Origin of the sequence: Streptomyces humi (assembly GCF_001005085.2) — a bacterium.
Lineage (GTDB): Bacteria > Actinomycetota > Actinomycetes > Streptomycetales > Streptomycetaceae > Streptomyces > Streptomyces humi.
In genome coordinates this window covers 24,411-45,981 of record NZ_LBMU02000050.1, presented here as the reverse complement: position 1 = coordinate 45,981, position 21,571 = coordinate 24,411, and the positions used below count along the sequence as shown (strand labels likewise).

General features: G+C 72.2%; 19 protein-coding genes. 8 read left to right on the top strand and 11 right to left on the bottom strand.

Features of this window, described 5'->3' with window-relative positions; translation table 11 throughout:
* Positions 1-168: 168 nt before the first annotated feature.
* The gene (locus AAW13_RS23300) at positions 169-2,025 is read left to right on the top strand and encodes an arabinofuranosidase catalytic domain-containing protein (RefSeq protein WP_206306267.1); all 1,857 of its coding nucleotides are present in this window, start codon (positions 169-171) and stop codon (positions 2,023-2,025) included.
* An 85-nt stretch (positions 2,026-2,110) separates the two neighbouring features.
* Here the strand turns inward: AAW13_RS23300 and AAW13_RS23295 are convergent, their stop codons facing one another.
* The 9 genes from AAW13_RS23295 to AAW13_RS23250 form a co-directional block, all read right to left on the bottom strand.
* Complete coding sequence (locus AAW13_RS23295) at positions 2,111-4,027, bottom strand: FHA domain-containing protein (protein ID WP_046727101.1); 1,917 nt, start codon at positions 4,025-4,027, stop codon at positions 2,111-2,113.
* Positions 4,028-4,400: 373 nt separating this feature from the next.
* Positions 4,401-6,014 carry a purple acid phosphatase family protein gene (locus tag AAW13_RS23290; protein ID WP_046727102.1) on the bottom strand — a complete coding sequence of 538 codons (1,614 nt, stop codon included), beginning with the start codon at positions 6,012-6,014 and terminating at the stop codon, positions 4,401-4,403.
* A 443-nt stretch (positions 6,015-6,457) separates the two neighbouring features.
* On the bottom strand, positions 6,458-6,796 hold the full coding sequence (locus AAW13_RS23280) for a hypothetical protein (RefSeq protein ID WP_046727103.1): 339 nt from the start codon (positions 6,794-6,796) through the stop codon (positions 6,458-6,460).
* A 258-nt stretch (positions 6,797-7,054) separates the two neighbouring features.
* Positions 7,055-8,167 carry a 1,2-phenylacetyl-CoA epoxidase subunit PaaE gene (paaE, locus tag AAW13_RS23275; RefSeq protein ID WP_206306265.1) on the bottom strand — a complete coding sequence of 371 codons (1,113 nt, stop codon included), beginning with the start codon at positions 8,165-8,167 and terminating at the stop codon, positions 7,055-7,057.
* Positions 8,167-8,685 carry a 1,2-phenylacetyl-CoA epoxidase subunit PaaD gene (gene paaD / locus AAW13_RS23270; RefSeq protein ID WP_046727104.1) on the bottom strand — a complete coding sequence of 173 codons (519 nt, stop codon included), beginning with the start codon at positions 8,683-8,685 and terminating at the stop codon, positions 8,167-8,169. Before paaD ends, paaE begins: the two co-directional genes overlap by 1 nt.
* Positions 8,679-9,509, bottom strand: a complete 831-nt coding sequence (gene paaC / locus AAW13_RS23265; RefSeq protein ID WP_046727105.1) for a 1,2-phenylacetyl-CoA epoxidase subunit PaaC — start codon at positions 9,507-9,509, stop codon at positions 8,679-8,681. The genes paaD and paaC overlap by 7 nt, the downstream gene beginning before the upstream one ends.
* A 9-nt stretch (positions 9,510-9,518) precedes the next feature.
* Positions 9,519-9,809, bottom strand: coding sequence for a 1,2-phenylacetyl-CoA epoxidase subunit PaaB (paaB, locus tag AAW13_RS23260; protein WP_046727106.1), 291 nt, complete (start codon positions 9,807-9,809; stop codon positions 9,519-9,521).
* The gene (paaA, locus tag AAW13_RS23255; protein WP_046727107.1) at positions 9,806-10,777 is read right to left on the bottom strand and encodes a 1,2-phenylacetyl-CoA epoxidase subunit PaaA; all 972 of its coding nucleotides are present in this window, start codon (positions 10,775-10,777) and stop codon (positions 9,806-9,808) included. Before paaA ends, paaB begins: the two co-directional genes overlap by 4 nt.
* Before the next feature lie 114 nt (positions 10,778-10,891).
* Positions 10,892-12,115: a thiolase family protein gene (locus AAW13_RS23250; protein WP_046727108.1), complete on the bottom strand. Its 1,224-nt coding sequence runs from the start codon at positions 12,113-12,115 to the stop codon at positions 10,892-10,894.
* Positions 12,116-12,261: 146 nt separating this feature from the next.
* Between AAW13_RS23250 and paaI the strand changes: the two genes are divergently transcribed.
* The 3 genes from paaI to AAW13_RS23235 all read left to right on the top strand — a co-directional run bounded on the left by paaI (position 12,262) and on the right by AAW13_RS23235 (position 14,608).
* Complete coding sequence (paaI, locus tag AAW13_RS23245; RefSeq protein ID WP_046727109.1) at positions 12,262-12,699, top strand: hydroxyphenylacetyl-CoA thioesterase PaaI; 438 nt, start codon at positions 12,262-12,264, stop codon at positions 12,697-12,699.
* Between the two features lie 86 nt (positions 12,700-12,785).
* The gene (gene paaK / locus AAW13_RS23240; RefSeq protein WP_079178930.1) at positions 12,786-14,045 is read left to right on the top strand and encodes a phenylacetate--CoA ligase PaaK; all 1,260 of its coding nucleotides are present in this window, start codon (positions 12,786-12,788) and stop codon (positions 14,043-14,045) included.
* A gap of 41 nt (positions 14,046-14,086) precedes the next feature.
* The gene (locus AAW13_RS23235; protein ID WP_046727111.1) at positions 14,087-14,608 is read left to right on the top strand and encodes a GNAT family N-acetyltransferase; all 522 of its coding nucleotides are present in this window, start codon (positions 14,087-14,089) and stop codon (positions 14,606-14,608) included.
* Positions 14,609-14,683: 75 nt separating this feature from the next.
* On the opposite strand, the gene AAW13_RS23230 is transcribed toward AAW13_RS23235, so the two are convergent.
* Positions 14,684-15,742 (bottom strand): glycoside hydrolase family 5 protein, encoded by a 1,059-nt coding sequence (locus AAW13_RS23230; protein ID WP_046727112.1) that lies wholly within the window; start codon positions 15,740-15,742, stop codon positions 14,684-14,686.
* 258 nt (positions 15,743-16,000) lie between these two features.
* Between AAW13_RS23230 and AAW13_RS23225 the strand changes: the two genes are divergently transcribed.
* Positions 16,001-17,092 (top strand): LacI family DNA-binding transcriptional regulator, encoded by a 1,092-nt coding sequence (locus tag AAW13_RS23225; protein ID WP_079178924.1) that lies wholly within the window; start codon positions 16,001-16,003, stop codon positions 17,090-17,092.
* A gap of 4 nt (positions 17,093-17,096) precedes the next feature.
* On the opposite strand, the gene AAW13_RS23220 is transcribed toward AAW13_RS23225, so the two are convergent.
* Entirely contained in the window at positions 17,097-18,698 is a 1,602-nt protein-coding gene (locus AAW13_RS23220; protein ID WP_046727173.1) for an FAD-dependent monooxygenase, read from the bottom strand.
* A gap of 178 nt (positions 18,699-18,876) precedes the next feature.
* Here AAW13_RS23220 and AAW13_RS23215 point away from each other — a divergent pair, with 178 nt between their 5' ends.
* The 3 genes from AAW13_RS23215 (at position 18,877) to AAW13_RS23205 (ending at position 21,540) form a co-directional block, all read left to right on the top strand.
* On the top strand, positions 18,877-19,833 hold the full coding sequence (locus tag AAW13_RS23215; protein ID WP_046727113.1) for a GlxA family transcriptional regulator: 957 nt from the start codon (positions 18,877-18,879) through the stop codon (positions 19,831-19,833).
* Between the two features lie 119 nt (positions 19,834-19,952).
* Positions 19,953-20,948 carry a type I glyceraldehyde-3-phosphate dehydrogenase gene (gap, locus tag AAW13_RS23210; RefSeq protein ID WP_046727114.1) on the top strand — a complete coding sequence of 332 codons (996 nt, stop codon included), beginning with the start codon at positions 19,953-19,955 and terminating at the stop codon, positions 20,946-20,948.
* 109 nt (positions 20,949-21,057) lie between these two features.
* The gene (locus AAW13_RS23205; RefSeq protein WP_046727115.1) at positions 21,058-21,540 is read left to right on the top strand and encodes an iron chaperone; all 483 of its coding nucleotides are present in this window, start codon (positions 21,058-21,060) and stop codon (positions 21,538-21,540) included.
* Positions 21,541-21,571 lie beyond the last annotated feature (31 nt).

Sequence of the window (21,571 nt, the reverse complement as noted above, 5' to 3'; positions counted from 1 at the left end):
ACCTGCATCATGTGCGCCTGCAACGCCACCGGCATCGGACCAGGCCCCCCAGGGCTTGGTCTGAACCAAAAAAGGAAACAAATATTGACGCGCTCGAACAAGATGCGTAGTTTCCGGGCCGAGCCGATCAGAGAGGGACGTGCCATGCGTGGTTCCCCCGGTAATGTCATGTACTCGCCAAGATTGCGGTTAGGTCCATGGCGGAGCGTGGCCGCGGTGGCGGCCTGTCTCGGCCTCGCGCTCGGGCTGCTGCTGGGACTGCCGGCCGCCGCACAGGCCGCCGGTTCACTGCCGTGTGACGTCTACGCCGCGGCCGGCACCCCCTGCGTGGCCGCGCACAGCGTCACCCGCGCGCTGCTCTCCTCCTACTCCGGCCCGCTCTACCAGGTGACCCGCGTGTCGGACGGGGCCACCGCCGACATCGGGACGCTGACCCAGGGCGGATACGCGAACGCGGCGGCCCAGGACGCGTTCTGCGCGAACAGCGGCGGCTGCCGGATCACCCGGATCTACGACCAGAGCGGCCGGCACAACGACCTCACGCCCGGCCCGGCCGGTACCGCCGGTACGGGCGCCGACCGGGGCGCCGACGCCTCCGAGATATCCGTCACGGCCGGCGGCCACAAGGTGTACGGGCTGTGGATCTCGCCCGGCGTGGGCTACCGGTACACCGGGGTCGCCTCCGGCGTCGCGGTGAACGGGCAGCCCGAGGGCGCCTACATGGTGGCCAGCGGCACCCATGTCGGATCCGCCTGCTGCTTCGACTACGGCAACGCCGAGAGCACCCCCGCCGACACCGGCAACGGGCACATGGACGCCGTCTCCATCGCCACCACCTGCTACTTCGCTCCGTGCACCGGAAACGGGCCCTGGGTGGAGGCCGATCTGGAGAACGGCATGTTCCAGGGCGACAACGGCTCCAACACGGCGAACCAGGGCAACAGCAGCACCTTCGTCACCGCCGTGCTGAAGAACAACGGGCAGACCCGCTACGCGCTCAAGGGCGGCAACGCCCAGTCGGGCGGCCTGAGCACCTGGTGGGACGGGGCGTTGCCCACCCGCGGCGGCTACCGGCCCATGCAGCAGGAGGGCGGCATCATCCTGGGCATCGGCGGCGACAACAGCAACTGGAACCGGGGCACCTTCTTCGAGGGGGTCATGGTCTCCGGCTATCCCACCGACGCGGCGGAGAACGCCGTCCAGGCGAACATCGTCTCCGTCGGCTACAGCGGCCGGACCGACGTGCCCGACGGCCCGCAGGGGACGATCACCGGTCCCGGCGGCAAGTGCGTGGACGTCGCCGCCGACGACACCGGCACCGACGGCGCCGCCGTCCAGCTCTGGGACTGCCAGACGTACGCCGAGGACCAGCACTGGACGCACAACCCGGACGGTTCGCTGTCCACCCTGGGGCGCTGCCTCGACATCGAGAACAACGGCACGGCGGGCGGGGCCCGGCTGGAGCTGTGGGACTGCGACGGGGTCGGCGGACAGAAATGGGTCCAGCAGGCCGACGGATCCCTCCTCAACCCCCAGTCCGGACGCTGCCTCGACTCCCCCAGCGGCGCCACCGCCAACGGCACCCGCCTCCAGATCTGGGACTGCAACGGCGCCACCGCGCAGAAGTTCTCCGTGAACGGCGGCGGCCCGGTCACCGGTCCCGGCGGCAAGTGCGTGGACGTCGCCGCCGACGACACCGGCACCGACGGTGCCGCGGTCCAGCTCTGGGACTGCCAGTCGTACGCGATCGACCAGCACTGGTACCGCGGTTCCGACACCTCCCTCGCCACCCTGGGACGCTGCCTGGACATCGTCGGCAACGGCACGGCGAACGGCACCAAGGTCGAGCTGTGGGACTGCGACGGGGTCGGCGGACAGAAATGGGTCCAGCAGGCCGACGGATCCCTCCTCAACCCCCAGTCCGGACGCTGCCTCGACTCCCCCAGCGGCGCCACCGCCAACGGCACCCGCCTCCAGATCTGGGACTGCAACGGCGCCACCGCGCAGAAGTTCACCCTGAACTGACGGCCGGAACACGGGCACGCCCGGTGCGGCCCCCGGTCCGTGGACCGGGGGCCGCACCGGGCGTCGGGCCGCGAGGGGCCCCCGGCTAGGCCTGGGTGGCGGGCGTGGCGGGCTCCAGTGCCGCGGCCGCCGCGGCCGCCGCGGAGGAGTCCTGGCCGTAGAAGATGTCGATGTCGACCTCTTCGCCCCCCATGGTCAGCGTGTCCCAGGCGCCGCTCAGGACGAGCATGCGCAGGGTGGCGGGCTGCAACGTCCGCAGGCGTTCGAGGATCGCCTCGTCGTCCGGCATGCCCGCGAGGCGCGGAGCGAGCCGGGCACGGATGGCCTGCATGCGTTCCAGCAGCGTCTTGGTGTCGGCCTCGCGGTCGGGCTCCTCGGGGATCCCGTCGATGCCGTGGCCGATGATGTCCTTGATGGCCCAGGTGACACCCTGGTCGTCGGTGGTGACCATCGCCTTCCAGGCCCGGCTCTTGTGCCGGTACTGGAGCATGGACATCGCCGCCTCGTGACGCAGGAAGTCCGCGTCCCGGAACGGCCGTCCGTTCCAGGCGCTGTTGAGGGAGCGGGCCAGCGAGATGGCCGAGGCGAGACCGCTGTTGAGGCCCCGGCCCGGCCAGAAGTGGATCGCGTTGGCCGCGTCGCCCAGCAGGAAGCCGTAGGTGCCCGGCGAGTTGGTGGTGGGCGGCAGCAACTCAGCCGAGAAGCGCGGTCGTTGCACCATGTCCAGGCGGAAGCTGGTGACCGCGGACAGGTCGTCGGACTCGACGCCGAACAGCAGCAGGCCCTCCCGCACCCGCCGCCACAGCGGCGACCCCTTGACCAGCGCGGGCAGGAACAGCGTGCCGTGGGTCGAGCACTGGAAGTCGCCGTACTCGTCGCGGTCCATCAGACACGGCCGGGAGGCGATGCACTCCTCGAAGACCCGGCGGACCGGATCCAGACCGATGACCTCCGCCGCCTCGGCGTCGGTGAGCCGCATGTTGAGGAAGCCCTCGCCGCGCAGCGAGTTGAGCAGGAAACGGTTCTGGGCGACGGTGAGCAGGACCGCCATGGGGTCGGTCAGGCCCGACTTCACGCGCAGGCCGAGGACGACGTCCTGGAGGTGACGGCCCTCCAGGGAGTAGATCGACTCGTCGGCCTTGCCGAACCGGGCGGCGAAGTGTTCCCGGGTGCGTGACCGGCCGCCGTCGCAGATCGCCAGCACGTGCTGGGTGGCCAGCGCCTCCTGTTCCGCGGCCGCGTCGAAGCGGGCGGGTATGAGCCGGATCCGGTCGCGCTTCTCGTTGGCCAGTTCCAGCAGCCGGTCCTCGATGTAGGCGATGCGCATGTTGCGCGGGTGGTGGTCGCCGACCGAGTCCGGGCCCGAGGGCCACATCTCCGTGTAGTGCTCCGGGTCGAAGAGCCGGGTCCGGACCTCCTCCGGCCACGCCAGGTACTGACGGCTCTGTACGGTCACCACCTGCTGGCGGCGGACGTTGCCCTCCTCCTGGGTCTTCCAGGTCACGGTCCGGCCCTGCTTGCGCCACCGGCCGTCGTAGACGGTGATCTGCGCCTGGGGGCCGAGGAAGTGCTCCAGCAGCAGGGCGAGGGACAGGCCGACCGGGCCGCCGCCGGCGACGGTGACCCGCAGGACGGGCCCGTGCTCGCCCTCCTTCGGGCCGTGCGTCACGGACCGCGGCAGGGAGAGCGCCATGAGCGTCTGCATGGCGTCGGCGACCTCGAAGCGGAACTCCTGGTCGCCCAGGGAGATCTCGTCGCCCGGCTGCAACAGCCGGGACTCCACCTCCTCGCCGTTGACCAGGGTGCCGTTGCTGCTTTCCAGGTCACGCAGTACGTAACCCTTGTCCTCGTCGAAGACGATCTCCGCATGGAAGCGGGAGACGCTCAGGCTGGAGATGACGACAGTGTTCTCGGAGTTGCGTCCGAAGGTGACGCGGGTGTCCAGGACCGGGATGCGCTCCCCCGCCAGCAGACCTTCGAGTCCGACCAGCACCGGTGCCACGGCACTTCCTTCCAGGAGTGGATGATCTCTTCATCGATGCGGCACCACCGGACACTGCCATGCACGTCCACGCCGGGCGGCAGTCAACCGGCGGAACAGCGACACGTTTGACATGTTGTCGAACCGCGACCTCCATCATGGGCCACGGAGACAGGATTCTCACGGGGGCGTGCGGCCATGTTCGCCATCCGCCCCCATGGGCGAGCATATAGTTGCTTAGCCAAGTATTTCCAGTCTGCACCCCGGCCCAACCCCCGGCTGCGCAAGGGGACTTCGCCGGTATCCGGCCAGGCCCGCACGGGTACGGACGGGGCGGCAAGCCGGGCGGTCGTCACCCGGCCCGCCGCCCCGTCGGCGGAGGCCCGGGGCGGGGTCAGTGGCCGGGGCCGTCCGAACGCCTGCGGTGCAGCGTGAAGTTCTCGAATACCGACAGTTCGCCGTGCGGCTTGTTCACGTTGTAGTACGTGACGTGCATCCGGGTGGTGTCACCGGGGTGCCGGCCGGGGTCGACGGTGAACGCGGCGAAGCCGTAGGGGTGTTCGGTGTCCCGGACGCCGATCCACACCGCCTGCTCCTTCACGTAGGTGGAGGTGCGCTTGCCGTTGGAGCCGGCGGTCGCCGACACGGCGGTGATCACCTTGCCGGTGCCGTCCTTGAAGAAGTTCTGGTTGGTGGTACCGGAGACACCGCCGCCGCCGAGGATCATGTGCACGGTGCCGTGGTCGGCGTCGATGTCGTCGGTGGCCTGCGACACCGGGTTGGGCGTGAGCGTCTCGCTGCCGGAGACGACGCCGCGGACCGCCAGTGACCGCTCGTAGTTGTGCTCGTGGCCGCACAGCACCAGGTCGACGCCGTACCGGTCGAACAGCGGGCCGTACTTCTCGCGCAGGCCCAGGTCTGCGCCGTTGGCGTCGGAGGAGCTGATCATGACCTGGTGCATGGCCACGACCACCCAGTCGACCTCCTTCGAGGAACGCGCCGCCTTCAGCTCCCGCTCCAGGAAGGCCAGCTGACGGCCGCCGGAGTAGCCGCTGATGTAGACGTCGCCGCCGTCCTGGAGGCAGTTGTCGTCGTTCTGAAGCACGATCACCCGGACCGAACCGGCCGTGAACGCGTACCACAGGCCCGCGAGTTCGGGGTCCGTCTCGGTGGAGGGCAGGGAGAAGTAGGCCTGGAAGGCGCCGAGTCCGATCGGGCCGTTGGCCCTCTCGATCTCGTGGTTGCCGGCCGCCGGCATCCAGGGGCGGAAGCGCGCCGAACGGGTGTTGTTGGTGAAGAAGTTGTTCCAGGTGCGCACCCGGTCGACATCCAGGTTGGCGTAGCAGAGGTCGCCGTTGAGCAGGTGGAACAGCGGGGCGACCTGCTCGATGCCGGTGACGATGTCCTTCGTCGCGGGCGTGGAGTTGGCGTCCAGGGCGACCGTGCCGTCGGCCGACCAGGTGACCTGCGGGGCGGACTGGTCGCCGAAGCTGGTGAAGGTGACCGGCCTGCGCCCGCGCGGGGCCGTGCGGAAGGTGCCGCTGTCCGGGGTCGCGCCCTCGTGCGTGGCGAGGTAGAGGTAGTCCGTGTCCGGGGTGAGGCGGTCGAGCCGGGCGTGGTGGACGTGGACGGTGCGGTTCGAGGTGCCGTCGACATAGGTCACGGTCCGGGCGGCGGCCCTGGAACCAAAGCCGTGTTCCAGGGTGCCGTAGTGCACGACCGGCTTGGTCACCGGACCGTCCGTGATCCAGGAGACCGTCATCTGGGTGCGCGGGTCGGCTCCGAAGGTCAGGTGCAGGCCCTGCACGGGGGAGGCGCCCGAGGCGTCCGCGGTGAGGTGGAGGGCCGGGGCGGCGAGCGGCGCGGCCTGGGCCGTGCCGGCGCCCAGCAGCCCGGTGGCTGCCGCACCGGCTCCCGCGGTGCCGAGCAGCCCCAGCGCGTGCCGGCGGCTGAACCCCTCCGAGGCCTCCGGCGATCTGCCCTCTGTGGACTCTGTCTGTTCCGTCATGACGCCCTCCCGACGAGCTGCTGAGCTGACAACGTCCGCACCCTGGCCCAGCCCAACTGCTGCCGCATGAACACCACATGACCACCTGGCCACCACAGTCCAGGCATCAGGCCGTCAAGACCGACACCTGCCCTCGCCTTTACCCGCCCCCGATCCGCTCTTGACCTGGCGTGAGTTCGCGCGGGGGCGCGCCGACGGGGTCACCGAGGGCGGCACCGTGCGGCTGCCGGACGCCAGGATCCAGCCCGTCGTCTCCGACGCCGTGGCCGCGGCCGTGAGCCGCACCGCGGCCGGCGCTCCTGTGAACGGGGTGGTCGAGGTCGCCGGGCCCGAGGTCTTCAGACCGGCGGAGTTCGTCCGCATGGGGCTCGCCGCCCTTGACGCCCCCAGGTCCGGATCGAGGACCGGCTCGCGGGGCGGAAGCAGGCCCCGGGCCGGTGGCCTCACATTCCGGCCAGCACCGCCGTCACACACAGGCCCATGGCCACGGTGATCAGGATCATCGCGGTCAGGGTGCCGCGCAGCCAGTGCCCGAAGCGGGCGTTGTGCCGTTGCTCCGCCTCGCTGACGCTGGCGGCGATGTGGTCGGTCACCAGGCGGGCCACGTACGTCTGTTCCGCGAGGTACCAGCGCTCGATGTCCGCCTTCTGCACCGGCGTCAGGCCGGGCTCGCGCGCGGTGAACTCGGCCACGCGGCGGCGTGCCGCCCGCAGATGGGCCTGCTGGTACAGGAAGTCCTGGATGTCGGTCAGGCCGCGGGCGGCCTCCCCGCTCGTGTCCATGGTGTGCTCCACAGGTGAGGCGGCGGGAGAGCGACGCGCACGTACGTGTCGAGCCGGGGCCGGCCGGGGACCTGGGTCCCGCCGACGCCACGGAGCTGCCGGACCGGACGGTCTGAACGACCAGCGTGGCAACTTCCGCGGGAAGCCGCAAGGGTACGGTCACCGGGCGTGTTCGCCGGTACCGGCGGCCGAGGGCGACGCGCCGGCGGAGGGGGACGGCGTCCGGCCGGCGGGTGCCCAGTGTCCCGGGGCGGCCGGTCAGCTGTCGTAGTCGACGGTCAGCGTGTCGGAGACCGGGAACGTCTGGCAGGTCAGGACGTAGCCGGCCCGCACCTCGGCCGGTTCCAGGGCGTAGTTGCGGCGCATGTCCGCCGAGCCGTCCGTGACGCGTGCGCGGCAGGTGCCGCAGACGCCTCCCTTGCAGGCGAAGGGCAGGTCCGGGCGGATGCGCGCGGCGGCGTCGAGGAGGGTGCTCCCGCGCGGCAGCAGGGCGGTGGTGGAGCGGCCGTCCAGGGTGACGGTGACCTCGCTGACCGGGCCGTCCGCCGTCCTCTCCGGATGCCGGAGCGGTTCGATCGGCTCGTCGGCGAAGAAGAGCTCCTGGTGGACCCGCGGGTCCGGGACACCCAGCTCCGCGAGCAGCTTCCGGGCGTCGAGCACCATGCCGTGCGGGCCGCACAGCCACCAGTGGTCGGCGCCCCGGACGTCGACCAGGCCCTCGATGAGCGCGGCGAGGCGTGCGCCGTCGAGCCGGCCGGAGAGGAGGTCGGCTTCGCGGGGTTCACGGGACAGGACGTGGGCGAGGTGGAACCGGGTGCGGTACTGGTCCTTGAGGTCGGCCAGTTCGTCGGCGAACATCACGGTGTCGGTGCGCCGGTTGCCGTAGAACAGCGTGACCTTCGAGCGGTCGTCGGCGGCCAGGACGGACTCGGCGATGGACATCATGGGAGTGATGCCGGAGCCGGCCGCGATCAGCACGTGGTGGCCGGGGACGGTGAGGTCGGGGGTGAACGCTCCGGTCGGTGCCATCACCTGGACGGTGTCACCCGGCCGCACGTCGTGGACGAGCCAGGAGGAGAAGAGCCCGCCGGGCACCTCACGGACGCCGATGCGGGGCGGGGTGCCGGCCGCCGAGCAGATCGAGTAGGAGCGCCGTTCGTCGCGTCCGTCGGTCTCGCGGCGCAGGGTGAGCGACTGGCCGGGGCCGAAGGCGAACTCCGCCGCGAGGGCGGCGGGGACGTCGAAGGTGACCGCCACGGCGTCCTCGCACAGCGGCTGCACGTCGGCGACGCGCAGGGCGTGGAAGGCCGGGCGAAGCCGCCGCGGGCTCGTCGCGGGGGCACCGGCGGCCGGTGCCGTCAGCTCTGCCATCAGATCTCCTTGACGTACTCGAACGGCTCACGGCAGGTGCGGCACCGCCAGAGCGCTTTGCAGGAGGTGGCCGCGAAGCGGGAGGTCTCCTCGGTGTCGGCGGAGCCGCACTGCGGGCAGGGCACCGTGCGCCGGGTCGGCGACAGGTCCAGCGGGACGGGTCCCGTGGGGCGCCGCGGCGCCGTCATGGGCGGTGCGATGCCGTGCTCGGCGAGTTTGCGGCGGCCCTGGGGGGTGATCCAGTCGCTCGTCCACGGCGGGTCGAGGACCGTGCGGATCCGTACCCGCTCGAAGCCGGCGGCCCGCAGGCGCGCGGCGACGCCGGCCCGCATCTCGGCCATGGCGGGGCAGCCCGAGTAGGTGGGGGTGAGGGCGGCGACCACGGTGCCGTCCGGCTCGATCGTCACGTCCCGCAGCACGCCGAGGTCGGCCAGGGTGAGCATGGGCAGTTCGGGGTCGGGGACCTGCTCGGCGAGGTGCCGGGCCCGCCGGACGTCGGACAGCACTCCGGTCACCACGTCGCCTCCGGGTCGGCGCGGGCCACGCTCTGCAACTCGGCGAGCAGCGGGGCGAGATGCCCGGTGTGGGCGCCGTCGCGGCCGACGCCGGGCGACGGCGGAAGGTCGGGCGTGGGGAGGCCGGCCGCGTCGAACACCTGGCGGAGGTCGGCCAGTACCGCGGCTCGCGCGTCCTGTGCGGCGAACAGCTCGTCCCAGTAGGGGGCCTGCGCCTCCAGGGCGGTCAGCATGCGGGCGCGCGACTCCTCGGTGCCGTCGCCGAGGCGGACGACCCACTCGGCGGCGTACTGCCGGTGGTAGGTGAGCTCCTTGACGCCCTTGGCCGCGATCGCCGCGAGCACCGGGTCGGGTGTGGTGACGAGTTCGGTGAAGTGGGCGAGCCGCCAGGCGGCGAACACCAGCAGCCGCAGGACGGAGAAGGCGAAGTCGCCGTTGGGGAGTTCCGCGAGGGTCACGTTGCGGAAGTCGCCGGGGTCGCGGAAGTAGGCGTAGGCGTCCTCGGTGCGTCCGGTGCCGTCCGTCTGGCCGCAGCGCGCGTACAGCAGGCGGGCCTGGCCCAGCAGGTCGAGCCCGATGTTGGCCAGTGCCACCTCCTCCTCCAGCTCGGGGGCGCGGGTGACCCATTCGGCGAGCCGCTGGGCCAGCACCAGGGCGTCGTCGCCGAGCGCCAGGCACAGGGAGGACAGCGCGGCGGCGTCGACGTGCTCGGGCACGGTGGTGTCGACGCCGTGCAGCGGGTCCTCGAAGCCGGTGCCGAAGGCCCAGCGGGCGTCACTGTCGTCGTGGCCCTCGGCCAGGCTCAGGTAGACGTGGTCGTCGCTCATCACCGGCTCCTAGATGTGCGGGACGTCGTCGGGGATGTCGTAGAACGTCGGGTGCCGGTAGACCTTGTCGGCGCTCGGGGCGAAGAACGGGTCCTTCTCGTCCCGGGTGGAGGCGGCGATGTGCTCCGAGCGCACCGCCCAGATGCTCACGCCTTCGTTGCGCCGGGTGTACAGGTCGCGGGCGTGGGTGAGGGCCATCCGGTCGTCCGCCGCGTGCAGTGAGCCGACGTGGACGTGGTTGAGGCCGCGCTTGCCGCGGATGAAGATCTCGTACAGCGGCCAGTTCTCGGAGTTGCTCATGCCACGGCCTCCTCGCGTGCCCGGGCGGCCTGCTTGGCGGCGTGGGCACTGGCGGCCGCACGCACCCAGGCACCCTCCTCGTGGGCGGTGCGCCGGCGGTCCATCCGCTGCGCGTTGCAGGGGCCGTTGCCGGTGATGACTTCCTTGAGTTCGCTGAAGTCGGGGGTGCCGAAGTCGTGGTGACCGCGCTCCTCGTTCCAGCGCAGCTCGGGGTCGGGCAGGGTCACGCCGAGCTTCGCCGCCTGGGGCACGGTCATGTCGACGAAGCGACGGCGCAGTTCGTCGTTGCTGTGCCGCTTGATCTTCCAGGCCATGGACTGCGCGGAGTTGGGCGAGTCGTCGTCGGGCGGGCCGAACATCATCAGGGACGGCCACCACCAGCGGTTCACGGCGTCCTGCACCATCTCGCGCTGGGCCTCGGTGCCGCGCATCATGGTCATCAGCAGTTCGTAGCCCTGCCGCTGGTGGAAGGACTCCTCCTTGCAGATCCGCACCATCGCGCGCGCGTAGGGGCCGTAGGAACTGCGGCACAGCGGCACCTGGTTGCAGATGGCCGCGCCGTCCACGAACCAGCCGATGACGCCGACGTCCGCGTAGCTGAGCGTCGGGTAGTTGAAGATGGACGAGTACTTCTGGCGGCCTTCGAGGAGACGCTCGGTGAGGTCGGCGCGGTCGGCGCCCAGGGTCTCGGCGGCCGAGTAGAGGTACAGGCCGTGGCCGGCCTCGTCCTGGACCTTGGCGAACAGGATCGCCTTGCGGCGCAGCGAGGGGGCCTTGGTGATCCACTCGCCTTCCGGCTGCATGCCGATGATCTCGGAGTGCGCGTGCTGGGCGATCTGCCGGACGAGCGTCTTGCGGTAGCCCTCCGGCATCCAGTCGCGGGGCTCGATGCGCTGGTCACGCGCGATCGTCGCCTCGAACTGGGACTCCAGATCCGGCCCGGCGTCCCTTCCGGCCGCTTCAGTCATCTCCACCAACTCCCTACCGACCATTCGTTCGGTTCATCATAAGGTCTTCCCTCCCCGGTCTGGCAAGAGTCCGGGCCGATCGGCCGGGTCACGCGCCGGCAGCCGTTCCGGTGTTCACACGCGCTCCACGAGGAGGGCGACGCCCTGGCCCACACCGACGCACAGCGTGGCCAGACCGCGGCGGCCGTTCTCCCGCTCGATGCGGCCGAGGAGCGTGAGCAGGATGCGGGCTCCGGAGCAGCCGAGCGGGTGCCCGAGGGCGATGGCGCCGCCGTCGGCGTTGACCCGTGCCTCGTCGAGGCCGAGGCGGCGGACGACGGCGAGCGCCTGGGCGGCGAACGCCTCGTTGAGTTCCACGGCGTCCAGGTCGCCGGCCCGCCGTCCGGCTCGGGCCAGGACCTTCTCGGTGGCGGGTACCGGACCCAGGCCCATCAGGTGGGGCTGCACCCCCGCGGAGGCGGACGCGACGATCCGCGCCCGGGGTGTGAGCCCGTACCGCCGCACCGCCTCCGCACCGGCGACGACCAGGGCCGCGGCGCCGTCGGAGAGCGGTGAGGAGGAGCCCGCGGTGACGATGCCGTCCGCGCGGAAGACCGTCCGCAGGGAGCCCAGCTTCTCCAGGGTGGTGCCGGGGCGCGGACCCTCGTCCCGGGTGACCTCGCCGTCGCGCACCGGGACCGGCACGATCTCGCGGTCGAAGCGGCCCGCCTCCTGGGCGGCCACGGCCCGCTGGTGGCTGCGCAGGGCGAAGGCGTCGGACTCGGCGCGGGTGATGCCGTCCAGGGCCGCGACCTCCTCCGCGGTCTCCCCCATGGAGAGCGTGACCCTGACCGCCTCCGGGCCGGCGTCCGGGGGCACGGCCCGGTCGGCGGCGGTGAAGCGCGGATTGGTGAACCGCCAGCCCAGGGCGGTGTCGTGCACCTGGCCCGGCCTGGCCCACGGGGTGCCGGGCTTCTCCATGACCCAGGGCGCCCGGGTCATGGACTCCACTCCCCCGGCGACCACGAGGTCCGCCTCTCCGGCGCGGATCGCCTGGGCCGCCGAGGCCACCGCGGTCAGGCCCGAGGCGCACAGGCGGTTGACGGTGTAGCCGGGCACGGTGTGCGGCAGTCCGGCCAGCAGGACCGCCATCCGGGCCACGTCCCGGTTGTCCTCGCCCGCCTGGTTGGCGGCCCCGAGCACGACCTCGTCCACGGCCTCGCCGGGCACGCCGGCCCGCCGGACGGCCTCGCCGACGACGAGGGCGGCCAGGTCGTCGGGGCGGACGGCGGCCAGCGCGCCGCCGTGGCGTCCCTGCGGGGTGCGGGCGCCGTCGACGAGGTACACGTCGTCGGGCATCAGTCGGCCTCCTCGGCGTCGGAACCGTCGGCCCCGGGGGTCCACGGCGACCTGCGGTCCGCCTCTTGACATGCGGGGGCCTGGCTGGATTACTTGACCACGCCGCACGCTAACCGAATGTTCGGTCGGTTCACAAGGTGGTGGAGATGACGACCCAGGTACCGGGTACGACGCCTGGCCCCGTCGAGACGATGTTCGCCGCGGACGAGGCGTCCCGCGGGCTCGGCATCGAGCTGCTCGAACACGGCGAAGGAACCGCCGTGCTCCGGATGACCGTGTCGTCCTCGCAGGTCAACGGGCACCGGATCGCCCACGGCGGCTTCCTGTTCCTCCTCGCCGACACCGCGTTCGCCTGCGCCTGCAACAGCCACGGCCCGGTGACCGTCGCCGCCGGCGCCGACATCGACTTCGTGGCGCCCGCGTACGAGGGCGACGTGCTGGTGGCCACCGCACGCGAGCGGGTCCGGTTCGGCCGCAGCGGTGTCTACGACGTGAGTGTCGTGCGCGGCGACGAGGTGATCGCGGAGTTCCGCGGCCGCAGTCGCAGCCTCCGCACCCTCCGCACCGAGCACGAGGAGCCGTAGTGAGCAGCGAAGTGATCGCGCCCGAACCCAGGGGCACCCGCCGGGGAGAGCCGCTTCCCGAGGCGCTGCTGGACGACGCCGAGCGGATGTCCCGTGCCGAGCTCCGGGCGCTCCAGCTCACCAGGCTCCGCACGACCCTGCGGCACGCGTACGACAACGTGGAGCTGTACCGCAGGAAGTTCGACGCGGCCGGGGTGCGGCCCGACGACTGCCGGACGCTCGCGGACCTCGCCCGGTTCCCCTTCACGACCAAGGCCGACCTGCGCGACACCTACCCCTTCGGCATGTTCGCCGTACCGATGTCCGAGGTGCGGCGGGTGCACGCCTCCAGCGGCACCACCGGCCGCCCCACGGTGGTCGGCTACACGGACCACGACCTGTCCGTGTGGGCCGACGTCGTGGCCCGCTCCATCCGGGCGGCCGGCGGCCGCCCCGGGCACAAGGTCCACATCTCCTACGGCTACGGCCTGTTCACCGGCGGCCTGGGCGCCCACTACGGCGCCGAACGGGCCGGCTGCACCGTGATCCCCGCCTCGGGCGGTATGACGGCGCGCCAGGTGCAGATCATCCAGGACTTCCGGCCCGAGATCATCATGGTCACGCCGTCCTACATGCTGACCCTGCTCGACGAGTTCGAGCGACAGGGCGTCGACCCCCGCTCCACCTCGCTGCGGGTCGGCATCTTCGGCGCCGAGCCGTGGACGGAGGAGATGCGCCGCGAGATCGAGGAGCGCCTCGACATCCACGCGGTCGACATCTACGGCCTGTCCGAGGTGATGGGTCCGGGGGTCGCGCAGGAGTGCGTGGACACCAAGGACGGGCTGCACGTCTGGGAGGACCACTTCCTCCCGGAGGTCGTGGACCCGCTGACCGACGAGGTGATGGCCGAGGGGGAGAGCGGGGAGCTGGTCTTCACCTCGCTCACCAAGGAGGCGCTGCCCGTCGTCCGCTACCGCACGCGGGACCTGACCCGGTTGCTGCCCGGCACCGCGCGTCCGGGATTCCGCCGGATCGAGAAGATCACCGGCCGCTGCGACGACATGATCATCCTGCGTGGGGTCAACGTCTTCCCCAGCCAGGTGGAGGAGATCGTGCTGCGGACCCCGGGGGTGGCCCCGCACTTCCAGATCCAGCTCAGCCGGCGGGGGCGGATGGACCACATGACCGTCCGCGTGGAGGCACGGCCCGACGCGGCTCCCGCCGACCGCGCGGCCGCCACGAAGACGATCGCGCAGGGCATCAAGGACGGGGTCGGGGTCACCGTCGAGGTCGACGTGGTCGCCCCGGAGACCCTGGAGCGCTCGGTCGGCAAACTCCGCCGGGTCAAGGACCTGCGCGAGGCCTGACACGGTGGCGGACGGGCGGCCGGTTGCCTAACGTCCTCTCCATGCCCGAGCTCCAGTTGCTCCGCCCTGACCACGCCCCGGCCCTCCTCGTCTTCGAGCGGGAGAACCGCGCCTACTTCGCGGCGTCGATCCCCGACCGCGGCGACGCCTTCTTCGCCCGCTTCGACGAGGTGCACCGCGCGCGGCTGGCCGAACAGGCCGCCGGGATCTGCTACTTCCACGTACTGGTCGACGCGGCCGGCGAGGTGCTGGGCCGGATCAACCTGGTGGACGTGGCGGACGGCTCCGCCGATCTGGGCTACCGGATCGCGGAGCGCGCCACCGGGCGGGGACTGGCCACCTCGGCCGTACGGGAGATCTGCCGGCTCGCCGCCACCGACTACGGCCTGACCGCCCTGCGAGCCGCCGCGAGCCTGCGGAACGCGGCGTCCCGGGCCGTCCTGACCCGAACCGGCTTCACCGTCACCGGCGAAACCGTGCTCTCCGGCCGCCCGGCCCTGACGTACCTGCGTACCCTCGACGCCGCCCCCGACCACCCCACGGGCAGACCCGTGGGGCCGTGAGCCGGTCAGGGAGCCCGGCCAGGAACCGGACGCCGGCCGCGACGCTCGTGGACGTCGCGGCCGGCGTCCGGCGGGTCAGCCGGAGACGGGCCTGCCGCGGCCCCATGCCCAGGCGAGGCGGTCGGCACCGGACTGGTTGGTGGTGGCCAGCCAGGGGCGGGACGGGTCGCCGATCAGCTTCTGGATCGAGTACGTGTCGTCGGTGCGCAGGCCGGGCCAGTACACCGAGCCCATGCCGAGCTTGCGGAACAGGTCGGTGTCGGCCTGGATGAAGTTGACGGAGTTGTCGTCGGGAGCGGGCTTGTCGTAGTCGAGGCCCGTGGTCATCGGGGCGCCGAACTCGTCGGCGACAGTGCGGCCCGCGCAGTCGCCGAGGCGTTCCTTCAGGTCGGCGGCCCACTGGTCGTAGGTGGCGTAGCTCTTCCAGAACCCGTAGTGGTGCAGGGAGAGATAGGTGCCCTTCAGGCGCGGGTCGGCGCAGACGGTGGTGACGTGGTCGTTGTAGCCGGCGCCGCTGACGAAGACCCGGTCGTGCGGCACGGACGGGTAGGTGGCCAGCCACTTCGCGGCGAGGTCGGCCCACTGGGCGTCGGTGTAGCCGTGCGGCTCGTTCATCGGCTCGAAGTAGACGTGCGGGTCGTGCCGGTAGGTCTTCACGACGGTGTCCCACATCGGCCAGTAGGTGGCCTCGTCGTCGATGAAGCCGTCCTTGTTGGCGCCGGTCCCCTCCCAGTAGGAGACGATCACCTTGAAACCCTGCGCGGAGGCCGCGTCGATGACCCCGCGGTACGACTTCCAGTACGAGCCGTTCACCGTGTACGGGTTGATGGGCAGCCGTACGGTGTTGGCCCCGAGGTTGGCGCGGAAGGCCGCGATGACCCTGGTGGCCTTGGCGTAGGTCTGGGCGTAGCTGTCGGAGAGCGACAGGCCGGAGAGGACCACCGGGTCGTCGGCGTAGTTGTCGCGCGGGTCGGCCCAGTTGACGCCCTTGAACTGGCTGGTGCCGTGGCCCGGAACGGCGGCGGAGGCCGGGCTGCCGGTGAGGGTCGTGGCGCCCACCGCGGCGACCGCGACCGCCGCGAGTGCGGCGCGGGTGCGGGGGGTGACACGGGTTCTGGCTGGGGTCTTGCGCATCAACGTGCCCTTTCAGGAGACGGCGGCTCGACGCGAGGGGGGATCGGGGCCCAGGTCACGTGTTCACGTAAACATCAAGCGGTCGTGTTTACGTGAACATCGTCTGCGCGACGATCGGACGGGATCTCCGTCCGGGCTGGTCACACCGCGATGTTCACGTAAACTCGAAAGCGTCGGAATCGTGGCACCCGCTCCCGCGGGCGTCAAGATTCCCGGTCGCGACTTCCCGTGCCTGACGGGGATTTGAGGGGTGGGGCGATGGATCCGGACGAACCGGAGGGGCGGGTCGCGCCGACCACGGGCGGGGCCGGGCGTGACGGCACCGGGGTGCCGGGCGGGCGCCGCAAGCAGCGGGTCTCCATGGCGGACGTGGCCGAACTCGCCGGTGTCTCCTCGCAGACGGTCTCGCGGGTCTCCAACGGCCGTCCGGGGGTGATCGGTTCCACCCGGGAACAGGTGCTGGCCGCGATGCGGGAACTGGGCTACCGGCCCAACAGTGCGGCACGCGCCCTGCGTTACGGCCGGTTCAACACCATCGGCGTGATCTTGTTCAGTCTCTCCTCGACGGGCAGCAGCCGCACCGTGGAGGCGATCGCCACCCATGCCGCGGCCGAGGGCTACGCGATCACCCTCATCCCCATCGACGTGGCCACGCAGGACAACGTGCTGGGTGCCTTCACACGGATGGGCGAGCTGGCCGTGGACGCCGTCATCGTCATCATGGAGATCCATCTGCTCGACACCAGCACCGTGCAACTGCCGCCAGGGGTCCATGTGGTGGTCGTGGACTCGGACGCCGGGGACCGCTACTGCGTGGTCGACACCGACCAGGCCGACGGCGCGCGCAAGGCCGTCCGGCATCTGCTGGACCTGGGTCACCGGACGGTGTGGCATGTGACGGGTCCGGAGTCGTCGTACGCGGCCCAGCGCCGCGGTCAGGCCTGGCGGGCCGTGCTGGCGGAGGCCGGGCGGCCGGTCCCGGCACCGCTGCACGGCGACTGGTCCGCCGAGTCCGGTCACGCGGCCGGACTGCTGCTCGCCGAAGTCCCCGAGTGCACCGCCGTGTTCGCGGCCAACGACCAGATGGCGCTCGGACTGCTGCGTGCCTTCCACGAGCGGCGGCGGTCCGTCCCGGCGGACATCAGTGTCGTCGGCTTCGACGACACCGCCGACGCGCCCTTCTTCATCCCGCCCCTGACCACCGTGCACCAGGACTTCGCCGAGGTCGGCCGGCGGTGCGTGCAGCGGGTCCTGCGTCAGATCCGCACCGGCGACGACTCCCGTCCCGGTACCGACCTCGTCCCCACCCGTCTCGTGGTCAGGGGCAGCACCGCCCCGCCGGGCGGCTGACGGCTCACCCGGGCGGCGGGAGCGCCGTGACGGCGGTCAGGGCGTCGCGGAGCGTGGTGCCGTGCGGCGGGGGCGCGTCCCAGCGGGCCGCGAGGTGGCCGTCCGGGCGGACCAGGAGGGCTCCGGCGCGCCGGTCCAGCCCGTACCCGGCGCAGTGTTCGCCGGGCAGCGCCTCGACCCGCACCGGCCACGGGTCGGTGGCCTGGCTCAGCCAGCGGTCGGGAGCGGGCGTGAGCAGGGTGAACCACTCCCCGAGCGTGTCGAGGGTGGAGCGGCCGGGGGCCAGCCAGTGGTGCGGCATGCGGTGGCCCGGCCGGGCGGTGGGAACGTACTCGGTACCGGGGAGGCCGGGTTCGGTACCGGAGGGGTCAGGGCGGGTACCGCGGGGCCGGGGTGACCCGTGGTCGGGGAGGACGGCCGCGGACTCGTACGTCACGCCGAGCACGAGGCCGAGCTGGGCGAAGTACCGTTCCGACCAGGGCAGTTCGACGGGTCCCGAGCCTCCGGCGCGGAGTTGTCCGGTGCGCAGCCGCTGCACCTGGAGCAGGAGCCGGGTGTTGTCGACCGCCTGGCGGAGGGTCTCCCGGGCGACCGGATGCCGTTCCGTCTCGTAGGTCGCGAGCAGACCTGGTCCGGCCCAGCCCTGGAGCACTCCGGCGAGTTTCCAGGACAGGTTGTGCGCGTCGGCGACTCCGGCGTTCATGCCGAGGCCGCCGATGGGCGGCACCGCGTGCGCGGCGTCACCGGCCAGGAAGACCCGGCCGTCGCCGAAGCTGTCGGCGACGTGCGCGGTCATCGACCAGTGCTGGACCCGGACCACCTCGGCCCGCACGTCCGCGCCGGGGCCGAGGGCGCGCGACACCAGGCCGGGCCAGTCGGTGGGCCCGGCGGCCGGCGGCGTGGCGCCGAACCAGGCCCAGCCGCCCTCGGGGTAGAGCGGGGTGAAGGTGCCGAACGTGGTGAAGTAGACCCCGGCGGGCTGGTGCGCGCACCAGCGGGACAGGTCGGCGTCGAACACGACAGTGGTGAAACTGCCGAGCGCTCCGGGGCCGGTGGCACCGATGCCCAGCCGTTCACGGACGGTGGAGTTCGCCCCGTCGGCGGCGAGCAGGTATCCGGCGCGCACCCGGGTCCGCGTCCCGCTGCCGGCGTCGACGAGTTCGGCGCGGACACCCGCGGCCGTCTCCTCCAGGTCGACGAGTTCGGTCCCGAAACGTACCTCTCCCCCGGCCGCGGCCAGCAGGATCGGCTCCAGCCGGTCCTGCGAGGTGACCACTCCGGTCACCGGGCTCTCGGGGACCGGATCGTGGACGCCGACCATCGCGGCGGTGGCGAAGTCGGGGTCGTGGAGGGTGTCGCGGAAGCGGACCCGCCCGTACTCCGGTGCGAACGCCCCGGCCGAGACCTCGGCGGCGACGCCGAGCCGCCGGAAGATCTCCATCGAGCCCACGTTGACCAGCCGGGACCGGGGGAACGGGGACAGTTCCCGGCGCTTCTCGACCAGCAGGGCCGGCACGCCCCAGCGCTCCAGCAGGGCTCGGGCGGTGAGCCCGACCGGTCCCCCGCCGACGATCAGCACCGGCACCTCGACATCCGCTCCAGGCATGCCCCCCATCATCGGCTCCGGGCCGCCGATCGCCGGCTCCGCCCGCGGGCGTGCACCCGAACGAGTCGGTCCAGCGGACACGTCCGGCCGCAGGGGCCGACGACGGGGCGCCGGCGGGCGCCGGGCTCATCGCGGGCGGAGCGGCTGTGCGCCGGTCCTGGGCTCGTACCCTTTCGGTGTGTCCGCCAGCCGCCTGCATCGCGTCGCCGTCCTCGTCCTGGAGGGCGCCAAGCCCCTCGACGTCGGTATCCCGGCGCAGGTCTTCACGACCCGCGCGAGCATGCCCTACGAGGTACGGGTGTGCGGGGCGGCGCCCGGCCTCGTCACCGGCGGTGACGGGCTGTCGTACCACGTCGCCCACGGTCTGGACGCGCTGGAGTGGGCGGAGATGGTGTTCGTGCCCGGCTACCGGTTCCCGGACCGCGAGGACCCGCCGCGGGCGGTCGTCGACGCGCTGCTCGCCGCGCACGGCCGGGGCGCGCGGCTGGCCGCCATCTCGACGGGGGCCTTCGCGCTCGCCGCGACCGGACTGCTCGACGGCCGGCGGGCCACCACGCACTGGCACTACACGCGGGCGCTCGCCGAGCGCCATCCGCTCGTCAAGGTCGACGAGAACGTGCTGTTCGTCGACGAGGGCAGCGTGCTGACGTCGGCCGGCGCCGCCTCGGGCATCGACCTGTGCCTGCACGTCCTGCGCGGCGACCTGGGCGTGGCCGCCTCCAACCACGCGGCGCGGCGGCTGGTGGCGGCCCCCTACCGCAGCGGCGGCCAGGCCCAGTACGTGCCGCGCAGCGTGCCCGAGCCGCTCGGCGAGCGGTTCGCCGCGACCCGTGAGTGGGCACTGCACCGGCTGGCCGAGCCGCTCACCCTGGACGCGCTCGCCCGGCACGCCGGGGTGTCGCCGCGTACGTTCTCGCGGCGCTTCGTGGAGGACACCGGGTACACGCCGATGCAGTGGGTGATGCGGGCCCGGATCGACCTGGCCCGGGAACTCCTGGAGCGGTCGGAACGCGGCGTCGAGCAGATCGCCGACGATGTCGGCCTCGGCACCGGCGCGAACCTGCGGCTGCACTTCCAGCGCATCCTCGGCACGACACCGAGCGACTACCGGCGCACCTTCACGAAGGGCGAGTGACACCGCGACGGGCGGTGGCGGAACAGGGTGGCGGGATCCTTTTGAACAGTGGCGTTCTCGCCGCTGTCCCGGACGGACGCGGACGGCGAACCTGGTGGCGTAGCGAAGGGACGCCACTTATGACTCGTATCGCCGTCAACGGATTCGGCCGTATCGGACGCAATGTGCTGCGCGCTCTGCTGGAGCGGGACAGCAGCCTGGAGATCGTCGCCGTCAACGACCTCACGGAGCCCACCGCGCTGGCGCGGCTGCTCGCCTTCGACTCGACGGCGGGCCGCCTCGGCCGCCCGGTGAGCGTCGACGGGGACGTCCTCGTCGTCGACGGCCGCCGGATCAAGGTGATCGCCGAGCGCGAGCCGGCCCGGCTGCCGTGGGCCGACCTCGGCGTGGACCTCGTGCTGGAGTCGACCGGCCGTTTCACCTCCGCGAAGGCCGCCCGTGCGCACCTGGACGCGGGTGCTCGGAAGGTGCTGGTCAGCGCGCCGTCGGAGGGGGCCGACGTCACGCTGGCGTACGGCGTGAACACCGACGCGTACGACGCGGAACTGCACACGGTCGTCTCCAACGCCTCGTGCACCACGAACGCGCTCGCGCCGCTGGCCGCCGTGCTCGACGAACTCGCCGGTATCGAGCACGGGTTCATGACGACCGTGCACGCCTACACGCAGGAGCAGAACCTCCAGGACGGCCCGCACCGCGACCCGCGCCGGGCCCGGGCCGCGGGGGTCAACATCGTGCCGACCACGACGGGCGCCGCGAAGGCGATCGGTCTGGTGCTGCCGAACCTGGACGGCAAGCTGTCGGGGGACTCGATCCGGGTGCCGGTGCCGGTGGGTTCGATCGTCGAGCTCAACACGACGGTGGCGCGGGACGTGACCCGCGACGAGGTGCTCGCCGCGTACCGCGCGGCCGCCGAGGGTCCGCTCGCGGGCGTCCTCGAGTACTCGGACGACCCGCTGGTGTCCTCGGACATCACCGGCAACCCGGCGTCCTCGATCTTCGACTCGGCCCTGACCCGCGTCGACGGCCGCCACGTCAAGGTGGTCGCCTGGTACGACAACGAGTGGGGCTTCTCGAACCGGGTGATCGACACGCTGGAACTGCTCGCGCGCTGACGGCCGGCGCGGCACGGCGCCTCGATCCGGTCAGTTTCGGAGAAGCCCGCGGACCCCGGGGATTCCTAGCATGGGAGTCATCGGCAGGTCCGTCGGAGAGGAACCCGAGATGACGCGCACGCAGACAGCCGCGAAGAGCGCCGCCCCCGCGACCACCGGGCGGCGCGACGGTTTCACGGACGAGGAACGCGCCGCGATGAAGGAGCGTGCGCGGGAGCTGAAGGCGGCGGCCCGCCGGGCCGGGAGCGCGGAGAAGGCGGCGGAGGCGGAGCGCGAGGTGCTTGCGAAGATCGCCGAGATGCCCGAGGCGGACCGGGTGCTCGCCGAGCGGGTCCACGCCGTCGTCGCGTCCGCCGCGCCGGCCCTTGCGCCGAGGCTCTGGTACGGGATGCCCGCGTACGCCAGGGACGGCAAGGTCGTCTGCTTCTTCCAGAGCGCCCAGAAGTTCAAGTCGCGGTACGCCACGCTCGGTTTCAGTGACCAGGCGTTCCTGGACGAGGGGACGCTGTGGCCGACGGCCTTCGCGCTGACGGAGCTGACCCCCGCGGCCGAGGCACGGATCACCGATCTCGTCCGGCGGGCGGCGGGCTGAGGCCCGCGGCCGGGCGGCGCGGTGCGGGACC